Here is a 19,977-nt window from a genome sequence, read left to right on the forward strand (position 1 = left end):
CCGGACATTTTTTTGCTGCGGATACACTCCTTGTAGTGAGTGATGGCAGCAGAAAGACTCGTCAACTCACCTCGGTGTCGGCTGTTCAATCGCAGCCTTACCGTGCGTGTAATTGCACTTCGCCCGAAGGCAGTGTGCTCACTCGCAGCGGCAGTAGCTCTGGCAAGGTTTCAAGTAAATCTGCGCTGTCATGCAGTTCAAAAACAGCTGCAATACGGCGGGAAGTCAGGCTGTCATCCATGATTCGAATGGCTTGTTGGGGGGCACGATACCGGTTCAATTCACGCACAACCTCACTCAAGGGGGCGTTGCTGAAAACCAGTTGACCGGTATGCCAGGCCGTGGCAGCTGGGGCCGGAGTGGAGTCCACGCGGGGGCGGCCGGTGCTCGAGTCCAGACGTAAGCGTTGGTCAGGCCCAAGAGATACATGGCTGGGTGACCACCAGCGTCCGCTGCTGACTTGCACCTGCCCCTCTTGCACGATCACGCTCAGGCTGTCGGGATCGCGACGCACATTAAAGAGGGTACCTGTGACCAGAATGCTTGCCAGTCCACCTAGAACTTGAAATGGGCGTTCATGCTGCTTATGGACATCAAACAGTGCCTCGCCCTGATGCAAGGTGACTTCACGATGGTCGGCATAGAAAGCCACGTCCACCAAGGTGTCCGTATTCAGATGAAGAATGGATTGATCGGGCAGCACAATGCGTTGTTGCTCGCCACGGGCGCTTTGGTAGCGAGCCGTAAATTGCGGTGTGACTTGCCAGAGCGTACGCATCCCAGGCAGGGCAATGACTGCTGTGCCAGCGGCCAGGGCAGGGGCGCCGATGAACAAGGTTGTGCGTAGCCAGCGCCGACGCGAGGCTTGTAGGGGAGCTTGATCCAAAATACGGCGCCAGTGCTCGTCGGGGACCAGTTGGGTGGCTTGCCAGGTCAGCAGTAATTGCTGGTAGTGAGTCTCGTTGGAGGCAGTTGCCTGTCGCCAGCGCAGCAATTCCTGACGCTCTTCGTCGCCAAGGCTTGTTGCCTGCTCGCGCACCAGCCAGAGGCTGAGCTGATCAGGGTTCAAGGGAAGCGAAAGTGGCGTGGTTGTGCTGCGTGTCATAGGGAAGAAAGCATGCGGGTTCACTCGGGCAGCTGGAAGTCGCTTAGGCGCTTGTGCAGGTGATCCAAAGCGCGGGCCATGTGTTTTTCGACCATGCTTTGCGACAAATTCATCTTGCGTGCGATCTCGGGCAAAGTGTAGCCCTCCAGCCTGTGCCAGGCAAAGACCTGCTGACTTTTAAGCGGCAACTCTTTCAGCGCATTTTGCAGTGCACGTCGCAGGTGCGCGCCTTGTAATTCTTGTTCGTGGGAGTGATCAAGCGGGTGTTCTTCATCGCTTAAATCTTGCCATGCAACGTGTGCCTGACGATGAGCCCGACGATTCAAACTGACCAGGCCATTGTGGACACTGCGATGCAGAAAAGCCCGTGGATTAGTAATCACGGCCGATTGCTGTTCCAGCATATTGGCGATGGCATCGTGTGTGGCATCTTCGGCGTCGTGTCGGTTGCCGTAACGTCGCGTCCAAGTAGAGATCAGCTCGGCATAGTGTGCGAGCCAACTGCTTCGCAGAGAGGGCCGATCAGACATGGAAGATTTGCAAATGAGAATCGTTATTATGTTCGTTCGATTTTATAGGGCATTTTCTTGGCTTTGTCCATGCTTTCCTGTGCGTCAGGCAGAGGCGTTTACAGGAAGATGCGGTGGGGTTGCTATCGTCTCATCCTTCGTGCGGCCTCTCGATTAAATGAGAAATCGTTTGCTCGGCGTGCGGGGGCGAGTTGGACTGGGCACAAGCTGATTTGGCTAAACCGCTTTGGAGTGTCCTTACAAGCGGTGAGTGCGTTGGAAGCTGGCAGGCATGCGCCTTGGCGTGTAGAAGTGATCTTACGAGCCCAAGGCGCTGACCAAATTCTCTCTTATTTGGTGGTGTAGCCGCCGTTAATCAAAATGGTTTGGCCTGTGACCCACCAGCCATCGCTGACCAGATGACGAATGAAGGGCACTACGTCTTCGATATCGGTCAGCCCGGTTGTGGAAAACGGGGACAAGGCTGCTGCCGTTTTGTGATATGCCACGGCATCTTCACCTTCAGCAGGGTAGAAGAAGGGCGTATCCATAGGGCCGGGGCCCACGGCTGTCACTGAAATACCACGTGTGCCGTACTCTTTGGCAGCGGCTCGGGTGTAGTGTTCCACTGGCGCTTTGGTTCCGGCATAGGCCGCGTAAAACGGCGTGAATGCCCCTAGTAAAGACGTTACCAGCGTGCAGATCTTGCCATGGTCCTGTACATGCTTGCCCGCCTCTTTCAGAAAGAAAAAAGCGGTTTTGGAGTTGATGTCGCTCATCTCGTCGTATTCAGCCTCGCTGACTTCTGTCAGGGGTTTCTTCAACACTTTGCCTACGGTATTGATGGCAATGTCGGGGCGGCCAATAGCGGCAATGGTGTCGGCAAACAGTCTTTCCATCGCGCCAGCAGATCGCAAATCTGCCTGGAAAGCCACGGCTTGTGCGCCAGTGGCTTGGATGGCCTTGATGGTTTCTTGTGCCTGTGCTTGGGAACTGTCGCTGTTGTAGTGAATGGCAATGGCGCGCGCCCCTTGTTCTGCCAGATCACGAGCGATCAGGCCCCCCAGATTTTTTGCTCCGCCTGCAATCAGAACGGTTTTACCTTTAATGCTGTGCTTGGCCATGATGATTCCTTGCTAACGTCGGCTGCGGACTGCAAGCCCTATCGTTTTTCCATGATATAAGTCGCTGAAATTGTTTAAATCTTCTATTTCTGACATCATTTGTCGGGAAAAGCGAACAATTAGTGGGCGTGGCAAGGTGAGGCTACAAAGCCCACTCTGCCTGCATTTTGTCACCGCTGTTTTAGGGAGAGTACGATAGACCGCATTGACTTGTTTCGCATCTTCACGCGAGTTGTGGAGTGTGCCAATTTCACCCGCGCTGCGGATACCCTGGGTATGCCGCGCTCTTCTGTGTCGGCGGCTATTCAGGAGTTGGAAGGTCGTGTCGGTGCGCGTCTGCTCAATCGCACGACTCGCAAAGTGACCGTCACCCAGGATGGTGCTGCTTTTTATGAACGTTGCCTGCGTGTGATTGCCGATGTGCAGGAAACGGAGAACCTTTTTCGTCAGGCCAGTGTGGGGCCATCAGGCAGTATCAAGGTGGATGTGCCGGGTCGAGTAGGTCGATTGATTGTTGCACCTGCGCTGCCAGAGTTTCTGGAGCGCTATCCCCACATTCATGTGCATCTGGGCGTGACGGACCGTGCGGTTAATTTGATCGAGGAACAGGTGGATTGCGTCTTACGCGTGGGCCCACTTGGCGACTCTGGCTTAATCGCTCGGAAAATGGGTAGTCTGCCGCTGATTAATGTGGCCAGTCCCGCGTATTTGGCCCGCTATGGCATGCCTCAGCTTCCCGAGGATTTAGCCACTCATCAAGTGGTGCGCTATGCCTCGCCCACCAGCGAACGGGTGGCCTCGTGGGAATGGATGGAGGGCGATAAGCCCCAGTTTCTGGATTTGCCCGGACGCGTCACGGTGAATAATGCCGAAGCCTATATTGCCTGTTGCCTGGCTGGCCTGGGCCTGATCCAGATCCCTGCTTACGATGTGCAGGAGCATTTGCAGGCAGGCGAGCTGTTGGAGGTTTTACCGGACTACTGTGCGGCCCCTTTACCCATGTCCTTGCTGTATCTGCACCGTCAGCATTTGTCGCGTCGCTTTCAGGTGTTTGCGGATTGGTTGGAAAACCTGCTTCGCACTTCGGCCTTGTAAACGGGGCAAATGGGTGCGCCTGCGGCTGGCAAAGTAATGGCGGGAGAGCTAACAAGGCCAGCATCACACTGGCCTTGTTAACCTCGTCCTAATCAGGGATAAAACAGCAAAAGCCCAAACACGACAAAGACCATCAGGTGCATATAGCCCTGGATTGGCGAAGTCCGCTTCCCGCTAAAGCTCAACATACTCAATATCAAGGTGATCAGGAACAACACGATTTCGGTATTGCTGATCCCCATAATGACTTGTTTGCCGGTCAGCAAACCAATGATCAGGACCACGGGCACCGTCAAGCCCACGGTAGAGACGAAAGCCCCCAGACACAGATTAATAGCCCGCTGCATTTCGTTATTCATGGCCGCTTTGATGGCGGTAATGGACTCGGGGGTGAACACAATAATAGCGATCAGTACGCCACCGACTGCCACCGGAGCACCCGAGGCGGCGATGCCGTAGTCCGTCACAATGGCCAGGTCATGCGCCAGCAAGACAATCGGCAAAATCAACGCTACCAGCAAGCAGGTACGGATCAGCATGGCACGCGTGGCCTGGGGATCACGTGGCTTGGGTTCGACTAGCTCAGCGGTTTGAACGGCCTGATTGGGCTGTACATAGTCGTGACGATGGCTGCCCATCTGCAAGTACAGAAAGACGCCATAGACTACGGCTGTCAGTAGGGAAATGCCAATCGCTTGGGTGGCAGAGAACTCGCCAGCGCTGCTGGTGTAGTTGGGCAAGATTAAACCTACACCTGTCAGTAAGACGATCATGGACAGATAGGTGGTGGTGCCTTGCCGGTTGAACTCCTGGTCATCATTGCGGGCTGCTCCGGCAATCAGACATAGCCCGGTGATCAGGTTCAGGATGATCATCATGACCGCGTAGATCGAATCCCGTCCAATGGTGGGGAAATCGCCGGGCCCCAGTAGGACGGAGACAATCAGGATGACCTCGATCAGGACAATGGACAGGGTCAGAATCAGGGTGCCGTAGGGTTCACCCAATTGATGGGCCAGGTGGTCAGCTTCCCGCACGACTCCAAAGGAGGCCGCCAAAATAGTCACAAACAGCACCAGAAAGACGATGGTTGCTGTAGTGGCGTTCAAGGAATCTCCCAGCCATTGCCCACCAAAAAGCATAAAGAGGACAACAATGGACCAGGAGCCTAGCAAGCGCAGCCAGGTGACGGGGGTAATCAGTGTTTTCAATCCTGCGTGTTCCATGATTTTTATTTCCAGAGAGCAAAGGCAAAGACGGGCAAGCGACTGGGTTTGTCGTGCACAAAGAAAAAATCGGATGGGTAAGCAAGAACATGCGCCAAGGCATGGGGAGGTGTTGCAGGGTGGGCCATTAAGGATGCTCCGCCTAAGGGGGTAGGGCCGTCCCTGTACTGAAAAGACAGATCCAGGTCGTCCCGGATCTGTTGTGAATTGAACTATTCAAGTGTGCACAATTTTATCACCTTGGCCTGGGGCGGCAAGTGTGGCCTGTCTGATGCGGGCTTTTTGTGGCTTGTAGCCATCTGGAGCGGTTTACTGCCACTGATGAAAACCATAAAAGAATGGATTTTTTTCTGGTTTTCCTGATGCTGTTTTAAATCGTTTTTATGGTTCGCACGGTTCTGTGTACACAGAGCCTGCCTCCCTTCTTTTGCAGTGCTATTTTTTAGGAAGGGATTAACTGTGGGCAAAGATCGGTGGCCCCAGAGCATGGATGCAGGAGCTGCTTGCGGTATAGGGTTTGTTTTTTTCTATGGCCTGCCTGAATTTTCCGGGGGCGACACCAGCATAAGTTTTGAATGCGGTAGAAAAATTGGCGGGGCTGGAAAATCCCAAATCGGTGGCAATAACATCGATTTTCAAGGCCGTCGTTTTCAGTAGGTACTCGGCCCGATACATGCGTTGCAGTCGGATATAGCTGCTGACGCTTAAGCCGAAATTACGCTGAAATATATTCATTATTTTGCGACGCGAGATCTTGAACATATCGCACAGTTCTTTTTGATTGGGTGGCGCCCCTAGATTGGCATCGATTGTTTTTTGGATGGCATGGATCAGCATGCTGGTTTCAGCCGTGGCGCTTTGCCGCGGGCTGGGCGTCCTGCCCGGTGTGGGGGCAGGGTTAAGCAGCTTGGGACAGCGCAAAGGAACATTGATACGCTCTTTGACCTCGTCTACCGCATACGGGTTGCCAATATAGTCAACGGCTCCGGCTTTCAAAAAAGTGACGCATTCATCACTGCTGCCGTCCATGCGTGAATCCAGAATAATGATGGGGATATGGGCCGTGGCTTTTAATCCTTGCAGCATATGGGTCAAGGATAAAGCATCAATCCCCGTCAATTGCTTATCCATTAGGATAAGTTCTGGCAGTGTTAGCTGGGCCTTGGTATAGCCTTGTACTGCGTCAGCGGCAACAGAAACCCGAAAAGCTCCAGCCAGCAAGGATTGAAGAAGTTGTTCGTGCTGTCGAGTGTTATTGGAGATCAGCAGAATCCTGGTTTTCTGATTTGGCTGATACTTTATAGTGGCGTATTTGTTCAATATAAAGCCCCGCGCCCTTCTTCTGATGAAGATGGCTACCTTTACTGGCATTGCTCAAGTAGCCAATTTCTTCAGAATACAGACTCAATGAATAGATAAAATCTATCGATATGATTCGTACGGCAGACATAACATTCTGTATCAATAGAAAAAGTAAATTTTCAAAATTGCTCATTGCATTTCATTTTTGGCAGGCGGCATGCCGAAAGCCCAAAACCCAGGCCTCAAGCCGGGCTTGAACGGCCGTTTTCAGGAATGCTACGCTGGCGTATCGGTGAATTTTCCTGGCAGGAAAAGGCGTGATTCTACGGCTTTTATCTCTGAAAAAAGAGATAAGTCCGGGCATGGCCAGTAGTGGTTTTGCCGGCTTGAGTGTGCACCCAGAAGCGCTGCTCCGGTGCAGATTGTGAAACCCGTTTTGTGACGATTTCTCCCTTCTTAGGGGACACTGGTCAGGGCTTCTGTTTTTTGAGACTATTTTGTTGGATTTTGACCAAGTTCAGGACCCAAGTTAAGACAGATTGTTATGCCTTTCAGGGCCGTTTTGGTATAGGTCGTTTCAATTGTTTTGTGCTTGTAGACCTAAGTTGCAGGGACTCGCTGGTGAGGAAAACGAAGTAAGGGCGGGACAAGCTTTCTTAGCCTTGTCCCGCCCTTGTTTGATTTAAAACGGCTCTACGGTTGGAGTAACTGCGTTAGACGGACTCCGTGTGCAGTTCAATGGCGTGGTCCAGCATATCCAGGCGGTCTTGCCCCCAAAACAGCTCGCCTTGATACACATAAGACGGTGAACCAAAGACACCAGCGGCAATGGCTTCTTCGGTATGGTCTTGATACTGCTGTTTGGCTTTGGCGGCTTGTGGGAACCAATAGTCAGTATCCAGCTCTTGTGCGCGCAAAATCTGCGCCAGTTGAGCGGGGTCGCTGATGTCTTGATCCTCACACCACTGCGCCCGCAAAATAGCCTTGTACAGATCCAGGACGGGCAGCCCTGCCTGATTAACGGCGATCACCAGGGTAGAGGCCAGCGTGGCGTCCGGGCACATGAAGCGGGGGGTGGGGTTGACGTGTACGCCCAGCTTCCGACACCAACGCTGTAGCTCCGCAATGCGGTAGGCCTGCCGCTCGGGTGAGCGTTGTCCCAGCAGGACACCTCCGGTGCGGGCATAGACCTGGGGTAAGTCTACGGGCTTGTAGTGAATGGGTACGCCATGCTTGTGGGCGATAGCTTCCAGGCGATCGGCCCCAAGGTAAGCCCAGTCCGAGTTCATCCAGAAATAGTAGTGAATACCAGACGCTTTCATGTCCGTACCTTTGGACGGGAGAGGGACGGCAGTGAAAAGTGCGTGGGGCCATGCATGAACCAGGTGCTGGCAAAGGCGATCAGACCTAACCCACTGAGATACCAGACGATGTAGTGGGGTTGGCCATCGCCATAAGCCAGCAAGGAGGTGGCGACCAAAGGAGCCAGACCGCCACCGATGGCACCGGATACCTGTACGGCGATGGAAATCCCGCTGTAGCGCACTTCAGGTGGAAATTGCGTGGAAAACAGCCCACCCTGGGGGCCATATAGCGCGGCATAGACCAGGCCAATGGCGATGACCAGCGCCAGTGTGATCGTCTTGGAGTCCAGACTGCCCAACATGGAAAAAAAGGTGGATGAAAAGGCCAGCATCAGAATCGTGCCTGCCATGAATACCCATTTGAAGCCGATTTTGTCTCCCAGTACACCAAACAAGGGCATGGTGAACAAAGCGGCAAAGGCGCCCCAAACGGTGGCGTCCAGCATCACACTGCGATCAACTCCCAAGGTGGTGGTCGCATAGGCCAGGGCAAAGGTCACCACGGTATAGAACCAGGTCACTTCAGCCAGACGACCACCGACTACCAGCAGAACTTCGCGGGGGTAGTGACGCAGGACTTCCAGAGCGGGCACAGCCACCTGTTTGCCTTTTTTGCTCATCTGCTCGAAGTCGGGGGATTCGGCTACTTTGGCGCGTATCCACCAACCCACCAGCAACAAGGCCACGCTGGCCAGAAAGGGCAGACGCCAGCCCCAGGTAAGCATGTCTTCTTCGGGCAGGCTGGCCACCGCACCCATCGCCAGAGAGGACAGGATCAGGCCGGGAGCCACGCCGGTTTGCGGCAAGCTGCCAAAAAATCCTTTCTTACCTTCGGGTGCATGTTCTACCGCCATCAAAACGGCCCCTCCCCATTCACCGCCGACGGCGATGCCTTGCAGAAAGCGCATCAAGACCAGCAGCACGGCGGCCCAATAGCCAATGCTGTCGTAAGAAGGAATCAGGCCGATCAAAATGGTGGGAATGCCCATTAGGAACAGCGTAATCAAGAGCATGGATTTTCGGCCCAGTTTGTCGCCAAAGTGACCGAAGATAAGTCCCCCCAAGGGACGGGCAAAAAAGCCCACAGAATAAGTCGCAAAGGCTGCCAGCGTGCCCGTAATCGGGTCGAAGGCAGGAAAGAAAATCTTGTTGAAAATCAGGGCGGCAGCAGTGCCGTATAGAAAAAAGTCATACCACTCGATAGTGGTTCCCATCATGCTGGCCAAGCCAGCCGTAACGTACTGGCGCGGCGAACGCGCCTGTCCGGTATTAGGCATCGTCATAACGACCTCCTGGTCTTGCTTTGTTTTGAGTGGGGCGTCAGCGGGTTTTGCTTAAGGGCGCGATGCCTTGGGTCTGACGGGACCAGTAATCAAAAGTCGCGTTAACGATAGAGGGCTTGAGCAGATAGTCGTGTGCTTCTGCCGCCAGCACATCATCCACGGGTGTAAGCGGACCAAAAGCGGCTTGGGCGCGTACTTGCAGGCGGGCGGCCCGCTCCAGATAAACCGATAGGTAGGTGGCCTCCTGACAGCTCTTGCCTGCGGTCAGATAGCCGTGGTGAGCCAGGATAATGGCACGTTTGTCGCCCAAGGCTTTGGAGATGATGACGCCTTCCTGATCGGCTATTGGCACACCGGGCCATTCACTTAGAAAGGCGCAGTCATTGTGCAAAGGTGTCATGTCCATTTGCGCGATCACCAAAGGCTGGCGGGCGGTTGCCAGCACGGTGGCCCAGGGCGAGTGTGTGTGGATGATGGAATTTACGTCGGGGCGGGCCTCGTAGACCCAGAGGTGAAAGCGGGTTGCCGGGTTGGCCATGCCTTCGCCGCTCAAGGTGTTCAGGTCGCGGTCGACTTCGATGAAGTCGTCGGGGGTGGCTTCGTCAAAGCCCAGGCCAAAGCGTAAGGTCCAATACGCGCCGGGGCGCTCGGAACGTACGCTGATTTGTCCGGCCAGACCGGCTTCCTGCTCGGTCATGGCCAGGATGCGACAGGCAAAGGCCATGGTTTCGCGCGTGTCGCGCTGAACCTGTTGCAGATGAGTGGCCATCTCTTGAGTGGCACGTTCATCAAAATAAGATTTATCTCTGAGTGGGGTATCCATGCGATTTGTCTCCTTTAGTATGCCTCGTCGATCTTTCTGCCGACGATGGAATCTATTGTCTTGATTTAGATCAAGAGAAGCTATGTGCGCTGGCTCATAGCTCCTATTCCATTTAGCTTAAAGGCAGGATCAGGCAAAGAAGCCCGGCTGCTGGGCCGGGCAGGGGACAGACAAATAACAGGGTTCAGGCTTGGCGCCAGCGGGATCGCTCTCGGCGGCGCGAACGGGACCAAGGATGTTGCACCTTATGCGGCTGCGGCCGGGGATCGGGTGGAATGCGTGTGTCATTGTTTTCCACGGGATTGGAGTCCGGTTTGGACGATTCCAAAAAGACACTACTGGAACAATCGCAATCGAGGTACATGGACGGTCCTTTGTCAGCGTAAAGAAAGGGGAGGAGCTAGTGATGAGCCATTGGTTTGCTCATGTGGCAGGCCAGCCTGGGCCTGGGTACCTCCCGAAAAAAAAGCGTCATAGCTGTCTTGCAGGGCGTGCAGGATTAGTTCTGGGTAGTTGTCTTGCTCAACGGGTATGCTGGCCTGCAATTTCGCCAGATGCTCGTTATCCGGTTGCCCATTCCACTGTTTTTGATAGTGACCATGCTGATAGCCGCGCAGCTGACGCAGCCGGTTCAGGGCATTTTTGCCCGCATAGGAGTGATAGAGCGTGTCCAGGGTCAGGCCGCACAGATGGGCTAATTGGGTAAAGCCGTTGAAGTCGAATTGGCGGGTTTCCAGAACACGCAAGGTAAAGCTTTCCAGAGCTTTCATGATGGCAGCGGAGTCGCTGGCCACGGCGGACACATGCTGGATCTGTTCCAGAACCGTTGCGGCCTCTTGGTGGCGCAGCGTGTCCATGGAGCGCAGCAGATCGCACAGACCGAAATGCAAAATGTCGATAAGTTCCAGCTGCAATTGCGGTAGATTGCGCTCGCGATATTGCCACCATTTCCAGTCCAGATGGCCGGCCAATTCGGCACACTCCACCCAAATGGCCCGATAGTAGTCCTGTTTGGCATGACGCCAGTTCGGGTCGATCAGGTGATTCAGTTCTGTTTGCAGGGCCAGCATCTGTTCCAGACGATGGAGACCGGGGCCAATAGTGGCAGGGGGGGCTTGCTGTCCCAGACGTTGTTTTTGGCCGCCTTGCGCATCAAAGTTCTCGGGTGCCAGCCAAGCCTGGAAGCTGGCTTTCAGGGCAGGCCATTCTCGATCAGTGATGGAGAACCAGGCCGTATCGCGTGAGCGTCCTTTGTACACAAGAGCTTGGCGGAAAATCCCCTCGTAGCGAAAGCCCAGACGGCGCGCGGCCGCTTGTGAAGGGGCATTGTGTGTGTCGCATTTCCATTCGTAGCGTCGATAGCCCAGCCCGTCGATGGCATAGGCCATGAGCAGATAATGCGCTTCAGTCGCCATGCGGGTCTGTTTCAGGGCGGGCGACCAGGCTACAAAGCCCACTTCGACACTGCCGTTTTGCGGATCAATACGCATCAGGGACAAGGTGCCCAGAGCGCGTCCTGTCGCTTGCTCCACCACGGCGTAATGCACGGCGTTGCTGGCTTGGCTGATGTTCTGTAAATGCTGATCGAATTGCGACCGATTGCTGAAAGGCCCTACGGATAAATAGGTCCAGTCGCGGCCGTCGCTGGCACTGCTGTACGCCTGATACAGGCTGTCGCCATGTTGTTCAGGGTTGACGGCTTCCAGCCGGCAGTACTTGCCGTGCAGAACGCAGCGAGTTGGCTGGGGGCGAGTTTGCCAATGGGGGAGTGCTGGGCCAATGGGCTGGTGATATTCGTTCAGCTGAACCATAAGATATCTGCAAAAGGGAGCGCTCCAGGGATGCCCGGCAGGGGCACATCTGGAGGCGGGAAAGGGAAAGGTGGGTCAGGGAGCAGGCAAAAGTTGCTGTAGGCCACTAATTGATTCTATTGATCAAGTGGCTGGTTGCAGCAATCCGCTTTAGCCCTACTTTCCAGACCGCATTGATGGAACGGCTTTCAAGCGCAATGGCAGCACTCTTGCTGGACTGTCACGTTAAGGTAGAAAGGGTGAGAAGCCTGCGTGGCGGGCAGTGGTCTGTTTAAAGATGCGTGAGGGTGCAGACCAAAGTGGTTGGCACAAAAAAAACCGAGACTGCCCGCAGGCAGCTCGGTTTTTGGCAGGCGCAAAGCCTGGTATTTACAGCTGGTTCAGGTTCAGACGCAGCACGCTGTCCTTGGCACCTTTCAGGTAGTGCGGGCTCTTGTCGCCATGAGGAGCCTTGATAGTGACAAAAGCGGTCTGGCCATCTGCGCTCAAGGTCACGCTGTTCGGGTGCACAGGGGCGCTGATGCGGTGTTTTACGGCCAGGGTTTCCGCATCCAGGATGGTGACCGAACCGGTACCGGCAGGGGTCTCACGATCCACGCCACGGTTGGTGGCGATCAGCTCTTTGCGAGCGTCGTTGTAGATAACATCCAGCAGGCCCAAACCGATCTCTACTGTGTTTTCGACTTTACCCGAGGTGGTGTCGAACACGTAAATCTTGCCGGTATTGGCATCGGCACCAAACAATTTTTTGCCGTCAGCGCTCAGTGCGATGTTCACAAAGAAGTGACGCGAGTCTTCACGCTTGTCGCTCTTTGCATCGCCCGTAGTGAAGCGTTGTTCGATAGCGCCGGTGGTGGGGTTGATCACGGCAATTTCATCTTTACCGCCATGGCCTACAAACAGACGCTTGGTGTTGGCGTCGTACGCAGCACCAGCCGGCCATAGGCCCACATTGTCGAGATTGTGCAGGATGCGGCCTTGGGCGCCGTCCACGATCCACACGCGACCGCCTTCAGAGGGGTTGGTCACGAAGATGCGGTTGTCTTGTTCGTCAATAACGACCTTGCGGGTATGTTCCCAGCCGTCCTTGCCTTCTTTCTCGCCCAGCTGAATCAGCTGTTTGACCGTGCCGTTCAGGCTATTGATAGCCAGCAGGGAGCCGTCCAGTGTGTTGCCCACGTACAGAGTGTGTGTCTTTTGGTTCAGGCCCAGTGCAAACGCACGGCGGGGCAGTTGGATCAGCTGCGATTCACGCAGGGTGTCCTGGTCCAGAACATGCAGAAAGCCTGCAGAGCGATCTTCAAACAAAGGAGTAGCAGCAACGAACAGCTGCTTGCTGTCTTTGGCAGCCAGAATTTCGTAGGCACCGTCAATCGTGTCTTGGCGGAAGGTAACTTGTGTCTGGGGAGCGGTGAAGGACGTGTTTTGTCCCGCTTGCTGTGATTGTGGTGCAGTTTGACATGCGCTAAGCAGCAAAGCGCCCATCACGGAGGCAACAATCATTTTTAAAGAGGCAGGGCGGGACGCAATCATGTATTTCCTTTGGGATTTAACAAAGACAAGCTGAGTTCAGAATAAGCAGACTGGCATGGAAACTGCTTTAAAGCGGGCCATGAAGGGTGCCTGCAGGTTCAAAGCGGCGTTTTAAAAATAGAATGCCGTTGAGTCTGACTCGGTATCAAGATAATAAATGAGAATCGTTACTATAACTGCTCTGTTTTATAAACTTTTCTGACTCTTCTGTCTATGGAAATACACAAAACCCTGCACGATGGCAGGGTTTTGAAGGGCAGCAGTTTTAGTCTTTGTTGGAACCCGATCCAAAGCGATCTTGCCAGGCTTCGTACACTTTGCGTTTTTCTGGCAAAGGCAGATGCTCCATTTTTACGCCTTGCTTGCCAAAGTCTTGCTGCATTTGCTGATAAAAGCTGCGGGTAGACCAGCCGAAGGGGCCGCCTTCCTCATCATCGGCACAATAAACGACGCGCTCTACGCCAGAGGCGATCATGGCCGCCATGCACATAGGGCAGGGAATACCGCTGGCGTACATGGTGCTGCCGGCATGGCTGCTGCTTTGCTCGGTCTGGCTGGCGTTGCGTAGCGCCTGGATCTCGGCATGGGCGGTGGGGTCGTGCGCAATATAAGTCTCATTTACCCCTTCGGCCAGAACTAGACCATCACGCACTAACACCGCACCAAATGGCTGGCCGCCACGGGCGACATTGTCTTCTGCGATCTGGATGGAGCGCAGCAGATAGTGTTTATCGTTCATGTTTTTCTCCTTGGAGAGCAAAGGTTTGAATGAGTCTGTCCGTTGCTGTGCCTGTTCCTATAGCGCGTTAGCGCAGGACGGGGCAATAGGCAGCGATACCTTGTCAGGATTTTCTGTCAGCAATGCAAAACAGCCGCTGACGGGCAGCGGCTGTTTTGTTTCAGGCCATTTTAGCGGGTGCCGCCAATGGTCAGGTTGGCATGACGGTTAACGTCTTTGTACAGCAGGTAGCGGAAACGGCTAGGGCCGCCCGCGTAGCAAGCCTGTGGGCAAAATGCGCGCAGCCACATGAAGTCGCCGGCTTCCACTTCAACCCAGTCCTGGTTCAGACGGTAAACCGCCTTGCCTTCCAGAACGTACAGACCGTGTTCCATCACGTGCGTTTCAGCAAATGGGATCACGCCACCGGGTTCAAAGTTCACGATGTTCACGTGCATGTCGTGACGTAGGTCGGACATGTCGGTAAAGCGGGTCGTGCTCCAACGGCCTTCCGTGTCAGGCATGACGCTAGGCTTAACATCTTTTTCGTTGGTGACGAAGGCTGCAGGCGCTTCCAAGCCTTCAACTCGCTGGTAGCGTTTGCGGATCCAGTGGAAATTGGCCAGTTCGCCTGTGCGGTTGTGCAAGGTCCAGTTGGTGGAAGGAGGAATAAAGGCATAGCCGCCTTCTTCCAGCACGTGCTTGGTGCCTTCCAGAACCAGTTCCAGCTGGCCCTTAACGACAAAAATCACGCCTTCGGCTTCGGGGTCGGACTCAGGATTGTTGCTGCCGCCCTGAGGGCCCACTTCCATAATGTATTGGGAGAAGGTCTCGGCAAAGCCGGACAGAGGACGTGCCAATACCCAAAGACGGGTATTTTCCCAACCGGGCAGAAAGCTGGTCACGATGTCTTGCAGCACGCCTTTAGGCAGTACGGCATAGGCTTCGGTGAACATGGCGCGGTCCGTCAGCAGTTGAGTCTGAGGAGGGTGGCCACCTGGAGGGGCGTAGTAATTGACTTTGGACATGTAGATTCCCATTGAAATTCAGTGAGGAAAAATCTGTCGAACGGCACGGCGTAATCCCGGCGGCTGGCCAAAGGCTCAGGCGGGATGTCGTTGTAATGCGCGGGACCAATACACCTTAACGACTGCTGGTTATATTTACAAATTAAATGTATAAATCACTAGTATTTGTTTTTTGAATGATTGGCGGATAGGTTTATAGGGACTCGGATAATGATGCCGGTCTGGGTCTGGGTCTGGGTCTGGGTCTGGGTCTGGATGTTGGTGCTGGCTCTAGCTCTGGCCCTATTGCCTGGATTGGTATCTATGTAAGTGCGGGAGGCGTGGCACAGCGCCTGCTTGACGCGTAGGGTCCACAAGAGCCAAGAGAAAGATTAAGCATCTTTACTGTAGATACGGTGCAAAGGGCCGCGCATTGCGGTTTGCTTTCGCCTTGGGGCGGATTTCAAAAGGGTTTTGAATATATGGATCATCAACTATCGACTAGTCCCAGTTTGAACCGGCCTTTATACGATCTGGATTTGCTGCTGGCATTGTTGACGGTCGTCGATTGCGGCAGTTTTACAGCAGCGGCATCGCGTTTGCATTCCACACAGTCTACGATCAGCCAAAAAGTACGGCGGCTGGAGGAATTGGCGGGCCTGCGTTTGCTGGATCGGGCCAGTCGGGGAGTCAGCACGACGGAAGCGGGGCAGACTTTATTGGGTTACGCCCGCCAGATGTTGGCCTTGAATCATCAGCTGTCGGAAGCCTTGTCGGGTTCCTTGGTGACAATCTCGGTGCGACTTGGCGTGCCAGAAGACTTTACCAATGGCCAAACGATGCGTGCACTGGCCGGTTTTAATCGCCGCTTTCCGCAGGTGCGGCTGGAAGTCAGCAGTGGCTTGAGCAGTGATTTGCTGGCCGCTTACGATCAGGGCGAGTTGGACCTGGTTTTGGTCAAGCAACGTCACAACGCCCGCGAAGCGGTAGCTTGTTTGCCCGAGCAGACAGCCTGGGTGGATAGCGCCACTGACCCCGTCTTCCATCTGGACCCTATTCCTCTAGTCACCTTCCCGCGCCGTGGAGTCTATCGCGAAGAGATTATTAGTGCAGTCGAGTCTCTGGGACGTCGTTGGCGTATCAGCTTTACCAGTTCCAGTTTGAGTGGGATTCAAGGGGCCGTGGCAGACGGGATGGGTATCAGCCTTTTACCGCGTCGTGCGGTGCGGGATGACCACGTTGAGCTGGGACAGTCTCAAGGCCTGCCCCGTATCGATGCTTTTGAACTGGCAATTTTGCATCGGCCTCACGCTAATGAAATGGTGACGGCCTTATCCCGCGTATTGGTCGATATGCTGGCCCCCGAGAGTGAACGTCGCGTTTGATACCTCGGTGGTTGCCCTTGAGCGTGAGAAACGCCCGTCAGGCTTTTGCGTTTGGCGTGACGGGATCGAAGTGGGTCATCACATCCAGCACAGGCTCTTGCATCATGACACGATCCCGCGCCAAGACTGCAATCGCGTGGCCCTCAGTAATACTAAGAGTGCCGTCCATTTCCAGATCGACTTCGACCCAGATCATATCGCCCAATTTACGAGTGCGTAGTTGGTGTATGCCTTCCACGCCGGGAGTCTCGCGCAAGAGCTGGGCGATGCGTTCCTCGGTTTCCTGATCGACCGCTTTATCGGTCAGGTCATGAAACGCACCGATGGAAAACTTCCAGCCCATGCGCAAAATCATCAAGCCCACGACACTGGCGGCCAAGGGGTCGCCCAAGGGCAGGCCTGCCAAGTTGGCCATCACCCCAACACTGACAACCAGCGAGGAAGCCGCGTCCGAGCGCGCATGCCAGGCATTCGCAACCAGCATGGTCGAACGCAGCCGTTTCGCTACCCGCAGCATGTAGCGAAATAGCAGCTCTTTACTACAGAGAGCGACGAAGGCGATGACCAAGGCGATGGGGTGTACCGCTTCGATACTGCTGGGGTCTCGTAGGGAGGACACCGCGTTCCACAGCATGCCCAGGCCCACCGCCAGCAAAATGCCGCCAATGGCCAAGGTTGCGGCGGTTTCATAGCGTAAATGTCCGTAGGGGTGATCCGCATCCGGAGCCCGGCGGCTGTGGCGATTGGCAACCAAAACCACAAAGTCCGATAGCAGATCGGAAAGCGAGTGAATTGCATCGGCAATCAGAGCCTGCGAATGGGCAAACAGCCCAACGATGATTTGCAGCAGGCTCAAGCCTATATTGACGATGACACTGACCCAAGTGGAACGCTGGGCCCCCCGGTGTCGATCCAGTTCAGTAGGAGTGATTTTTTCCATGCCAAAAAGTCCTTGCGGTTAGGGCAGCAGACTGTGCATCAATACAGCGGTTTCAAGATAATGAGTGTATCGGCTTTCCTCTGAAGCGGGGTGTTGTGTCACGCCAAGCAGGCTGTTTCGGCCACATTCTTTGGTATATAAATACAAAAAAGCCTCGCAACCATTGCGAGGCTTTTTTGCATATCAGGAACGCGTCTTAATTGATGCGCATACCAGGCTGGGCACCGGGGAACGGCTCCAGAATGTAGATGCCTTGATCAACAGCATCATCCGCATGACTGGCGGCCAATACCATACCTTCGGACACGCCGAAACGCATTTTGCGGGGAGCCAGGTTAGCCACCAGAACCGTCAGTTTGCCGACCAGGTCATCGGGCTGGTAGGCCGACTTGATACCGGAGAACACTTGGCGCAAACGGCCTTCGCCCGCGTCCAGGCTCAGGCGCAACAGTTTGTCCGAGCCTTCTACGGCTTCGCACGTCACGATCTTGGCAATACGCAGGTCAACTTTAATGAAGTCCTTGATATCGATGGTGTCGGCAATAGCCTCGCCACCAGGCAGAACCACCGGAGCGGGTGGCGCAGCCAGCAAATCGTCCACCATGGCGCTGTCGACGCGTTGCATCAAGTGTTTGAAGGGGGCGATGTGGGTAGGCAGAGCGGCCACGTCATCCCAGACAAAGCTGCGGTCCAGACCAAACAGTTCGTGGGCAACGCGATCAGTCAGCGTGGGCAAAATGGCGGTCAGCATGATGGACAAGCCTTTGAAGCCAGCCAGGGTGCGCGAGCAAATGTCTTGCAAGGCATCTTTCTGGGCTTGCTCGGCGGTTGCGATACCTTTGGCCATCACCCAAGGCTGGGCGGTGTCAAATGCCTGGTTGATGATGTCAGCCTGGGCCATGATCTGGCGCACGGCACGGCCGTATTCACGGCTTTCCAGATCGGCACGGACTTTCTCAGCCACGTCTTTCAGCTGGTTTTGCAGTTCGGTGGTGTCGCCCTGGTAGGCGAGCTGGCCGTCAAAGTGCTTGCTGATGAAGTTGGCAGCGCGGCTGGCAATGTTGACGTACTTGCCAATCAGGTCGCTATTGACGCGGGCAATGAAGTCCTCGGGGTTGAAGTCCATGTCTTCAACATGCGAGTTCAGCTTGGCGGCCATGTAATAGCGCATCCATTCTGCGTCCATGCCCAGTTCCAGGTAACGCAGGGGAGAAATACCTGTGCCACGGCTCTTGGACATTTTTTCACCGCTAACTGTGATGAAGCCATGCACATTCAGTGCGTCAGGCACTTTACGGCCGGAGAACTTCAACATGGCGGGCCAGAACAAGGCGTGGAAGTACACGATGTCCTTGCCAATGAAGTGCACTTGCTCGGTGTTGCCTTCAGGGTCCAGCAGGGCATCAAAGTCCAGGCCTGCTTTGGCGCAGTAGGCTTTCAAGGAAGCCAGGTAGCCCACAGGCGCATCCAGCCATACATAGAAGTATTTGCCGGGTGCGTCAGGAATCGGGATGCCGTAGTAAGGCTCGTCGCGGGAAATGTCCCAGTCGTTCAAGGACGCCTCAGCGCCTTCGCCCGTACCCAGCCATTCACGGGTCTTGCCCAGCACTTCTGATTGCAGGCGTGGCTTACCCTGAGCGTTCTTGCCTGTGGTCCACTCTTGCAGGAAGGCCACGCAACGTGGGTCGGACAGGCGGAAAAAGAAGTGTTCCGAGGTCTTTAACACCGGACGCGCATTGGTCAGGGTGGAGTAGGGCTCGATCAGTTCAGTGGGGGCGTAGACCGCGCTACAGACTTCACAGCTATCGCCGTACTGGTCTTTGGCGTGGCACTTGGGGCACTCACCCTTGATGTATCGATCGGGCAGGAACATGCCTTTGACCGGATCGTAAAACTGTTCGATGGTCCGGGTATCAATAAAGCCTGCGGTTCTCAGTGTGCGGTAGATGTCCTGAGCCAGCTCGACGTTGTCTGGCGAGTCCGTGCGGTGCCAGTGGTCAAACTTGACGTTAAAGCCGTTCAGGTAGGTCGGGCGCTCGGCCGCAATCTTGTCCACCAGCTGGGCGGGCGTAATGCCAGCGCTTTCAGCCTTGAGCATGATGGGGGCGCCGTGGGCGTCATCCGCGCACACAAAATGTACAGTATGTCCCGACATTCGCATGGACCGAACCCAGATGTCGGCCTGGATATATTCCATGATGTGGCCGATGTGAAACGAGCCGTTGGCGTACGGCAGGGCGGTCGTAACAAATATCGTTCGTGACATGACTTAACAAAATAAAAGAGAAAGGGAACAAGGATTCTACGGTCTATTGCAGACTTGTGCTGCGCAAGGCCGAGGAGTGTCCACGGAAAAGCTGCTGACAGGCAATTGCGAATGCTACAAATGCACACACCCTGAGCCTTGGAAGACTCAGGGTGTTCTGGGGCTTACCTAATCAGCGATGCTGTACGTCAAATGCTTGGCGTACAGTCAAGAACTGTTAAGGGATCTCGCGCATTTCTATGTCGGTAACATCACGCGAACGGGGTGTGTTCGACTGTTTGCTGGCAGCATCTGGGCGGCGGCGCTGGTCCCAATAGGCTTTAACGCCAAAAGGACGGCCACTAATACGCGCCACAATGTATAAAATGCCGATCGCAATAGCGGTAGAAACCATGAAGATAAACGCCATGATTGCACCGAAAATTGTCAGCAAGACAAAGAGGGCTGTGCGGATAATCTGGTTAAATGTGTTCATAGGGTTAGTAT

Annotated in this window: 17 protein-coding genes; 2 read left to right on the forward strand and 15 right to left on the reverse strand. The window is 54.7% G+C overall.

Features of this window, described 5'->3' with window-relative positions; genetic code table 11:
* Positions 1-97: 97 nt before the first annotated feature.
* The 3 genes from IE156_RS06330 to IE156_RS06340 form a co-directional block, all read right to left on the reverse strand.
* Positions 98-1,105 carry a FecR family protein gene (locus tag IE156_RS06330; protein ID WP_189391691.1) on the reverse strand — a complete coding sequence of 336 codons (1,008 nt, stop codon included), beginning with the start codon at positions 1,103-1,105 and terminating at the stop codon, positions 98-100.
* A 20-nt stretch (positions 1,106-1,125) separates the two neighbouring features.
* The gene (locus IE156_RS06335; protein ID WP_189391692.1) at positions 1,126-1,635 is read right to left on the reverse strand and encodes an RNA polymerase sigma factor; all 510 of its coding nucleotides are present in this window, start codon (positions 1,633-1,635) and stop codon (positions 1,126-1,128) included.
* 329 nt (positions 1,636-1,964) lie between these two features.
* Complete coding sequence (locus IE156_RS06340) at positions 1,965-2,738, reverse strand: SDR family oxidoreductase (RefSeq protein ID WP_189391693.1); 774 nt, start codon at positions 2,736-2,738, stop codon at positions 1,965-1,967.
* Between the two features lie 195 nt (positions 2,739-2,933).
* Between IE156_RS06340 and IE156_RS06345 the strand changes: the two genes are divergently transcribed.
* Positions 2,934-3,833 carry a LysR family transcriptional regulator gene (locus IE156_RS06345; protein WP_189392231.1) on the forward strand — a complete coding sequence of 300 codons (900 nt, stop codon included), beginning with the start codon at positions 2,934-2,936 and terminating at the stop codon, positions 3,831-3,833.
* A 92-nt stretch (positions 3,834-3,925) separates the two neighbouring features.
* Here IE156_RS06345 and IE156_RS06350 read toward each other — a convergent pair whose 3' ends face one another.
* The 9 genes from IE156_RS06350 to IE156_RS06390 all read right to left on the reverse strand — a co-directional run bounded on the left by IE156_RS06350 (position 3,926) and on the right by IE156_RS06390 (position 14,921).
* Positions 3,926-5,059 carry a calcium:cation antiporter gene (locus IE156_RS06350; protein ID WP_189391694.1) on the reverse strand — a complete coding sequence of 378 codons (1,134 nt, stop codon included), beginning with the start codon at positions 5,057-5,059 and terminating at the stop codon, positions 3,926-3,928.
* A gap of 453 nt (positions 5,060-5,512) precedes the next feature.
* Positions 5,513-6,379, reverse strand: a complete 867-nt coding sequence (locus IE156_RS06355) for a response regulator transcription factor (RefSeq protein WP_189391695.1) — start codon at positions 6,377-6,379, stop codon at positions 5,513-5,515.
* A gap of 695 nt (positions 6,380-7,074) precedes the next feature.
* Positions 7,075-7,683 carry a 2-hydroxychromene-2-carboxylate isomerase gene (locus IE156_RS06360; RefSeq protein ID WP_189391696.1) on the reverse strand — a complete coding sequence of 203 codons (609 nt, stop codon included), beginning with the start codon at positions 7,681-7,683 and terminating at the stop codon, positions 7,075-7,077.
* The gene (locus IE156_RS06365; protein WP_189391697.1) at positions 7,680-9,008 is read right to left on the reverse strand and encodes an MFS transporter; all 1,329 of its coding nucleotides are present in this window, start codon (positions 9,006-9,008) and stop codon (positions 7,680-7,682) included. The genes IE156_RS06360 and IE156_RS06365 overlap by 4 nt, the downstream gene beginning before the upstream one ends.
* A gap of 37 nt (positions 9,009-9,045) precedes the next feature.
* The gene (locus IE156_RS06370) at positions 9,046-9,831 is read right to left on the reverse strand and encodes an aldolase (RefSeq protein WP_189391698.1); all 786 of its coding nucleotides are present in this window, start codon (positions 9,829-9,831) and stop codon (positions 9,046-9,048) included.
* 377 nt (positions 9,832-10,208) lie between these two features.
* Positions 10,209-11,642 carry a GNAT family N-acetyltransferase gene (locus IE156_RS06375; protein ID WP_189391699.1) on the reverse strand — a complete coding sequence of 478 codons (1,434 nt, stop codon included), beginning with the start codon at positions 11,640-11,642 and terminating at the stop codon, positions 10,209-10,211.
* Between the two features lie 369 nt (positions 11,643-12,011).
* Positions 12,012-13,175, reverse strand: a complete 1,164-nt coding sequence (locus tag IE156_RS06380) for a YncE family protein (protein WP_189391700.1) — start codon at positions 13,173-13,175, stop codon at positions 12,012-12,014.
* 265 nt (positions 13,176-13,440) lie between these two features.
* On the reverse strand, positions 13,441-13,914 hold the full coding sequence (locus IE156_RS06385) for a nucleoside deaminase (RefSeq protein ID WP_189391701.1): 474 nt from the start codon (positions 13,912-13,914) through the stop codon (positions 13,441-13,443).
* Positions 13,915-14,084: 170 nt separating this feature from the next.
* A complete protein-coding gene (locus IE156_RS06390) occupies positions 14,085-14,921 on the reverse strand; it encodes a bifunctional allantoicase/(S)-ureidoglycine aminohydrolase (protein ID WP_189391702.1) in 837 nt (278 codons plus the stop codon).
* Positions 14,922-15,382: 461 nt separating this feature from the next.
* Here IE156_RS06390 and IE156_RS06395 point away from each other — a divergent pair, with 461 nt between their 5' ends.
* Positions 15,383-16,285: a LysR family transcriptional regulator gene (locus IE156_RS06395; protein WP_189391703.1), complete on the forward strand. Its 903-nt coding sequence runs from the start codon at positions 15,383-15,385 to the stop codon at positions 16,283-16,285.
* A 37-nt stretch (positions 16,286-16,322) separates the two neighbouring features.
* On the opposite strand, the gene IE156_RS06400 is transcribed toward IE156_RS06395, so the two are convergent.
* The 3 genes from IE156_RS06400 to IE156_RS06410 all read right to left on the reverse strand — a co-directional run bounded on the left by IE156_RS06400 (position 16,323) and on the right by IE156_RS06410 (position 19,966).
* A complete protein-coding gene (locus IE156_RS06400; protein ID WP_189391704.1) occupies positions 16,323-17,225 on the reverse strand; it encodes a cation diffusion facilitator family transporter in 903 nt (300 codons plus the stop codon).
* Between the two features lie 196 nt (positions 17,226-17,421).
* Positions 17,422-19,491 carry a methionine--tRNA ligase gene (gene metG, locus IE156_RS06405; protein WP_189391705.1) on the reverse strand — a complete coding sequence of 690 codons (2,070 nt, stop codon included), beginning with the start codon at positions 19,489-19,491 and terminating at the stop codon, positions 17,422-17,424.
* A 217-nt stretch (positions 19,492-19,708) separates the two neighbouring features.
* Positions 19,709-19,966, reverse strand: a complete 258-nt coding sequence (locus tag IE156_RS06410) for a hypothetical protein (protein WP_189391706.1) — start codon at positions 19,964-19,966, stop codon at positions 19,709-19,711.
* Positions 19,967-19,977: the final 11 nt, after the last annotated feature.

It is taken from the genome of Alcaligenes pakistanensis, from assembly GCF_014652815.1.
Classification (GTDB): domain Bacteria; phylum Pseudomonadota; class Gammaproteobacteria; order Burkholderiales; family Burkholderiaceae_B; genus Alcaligenes; species Alcaligenes pakistanensis.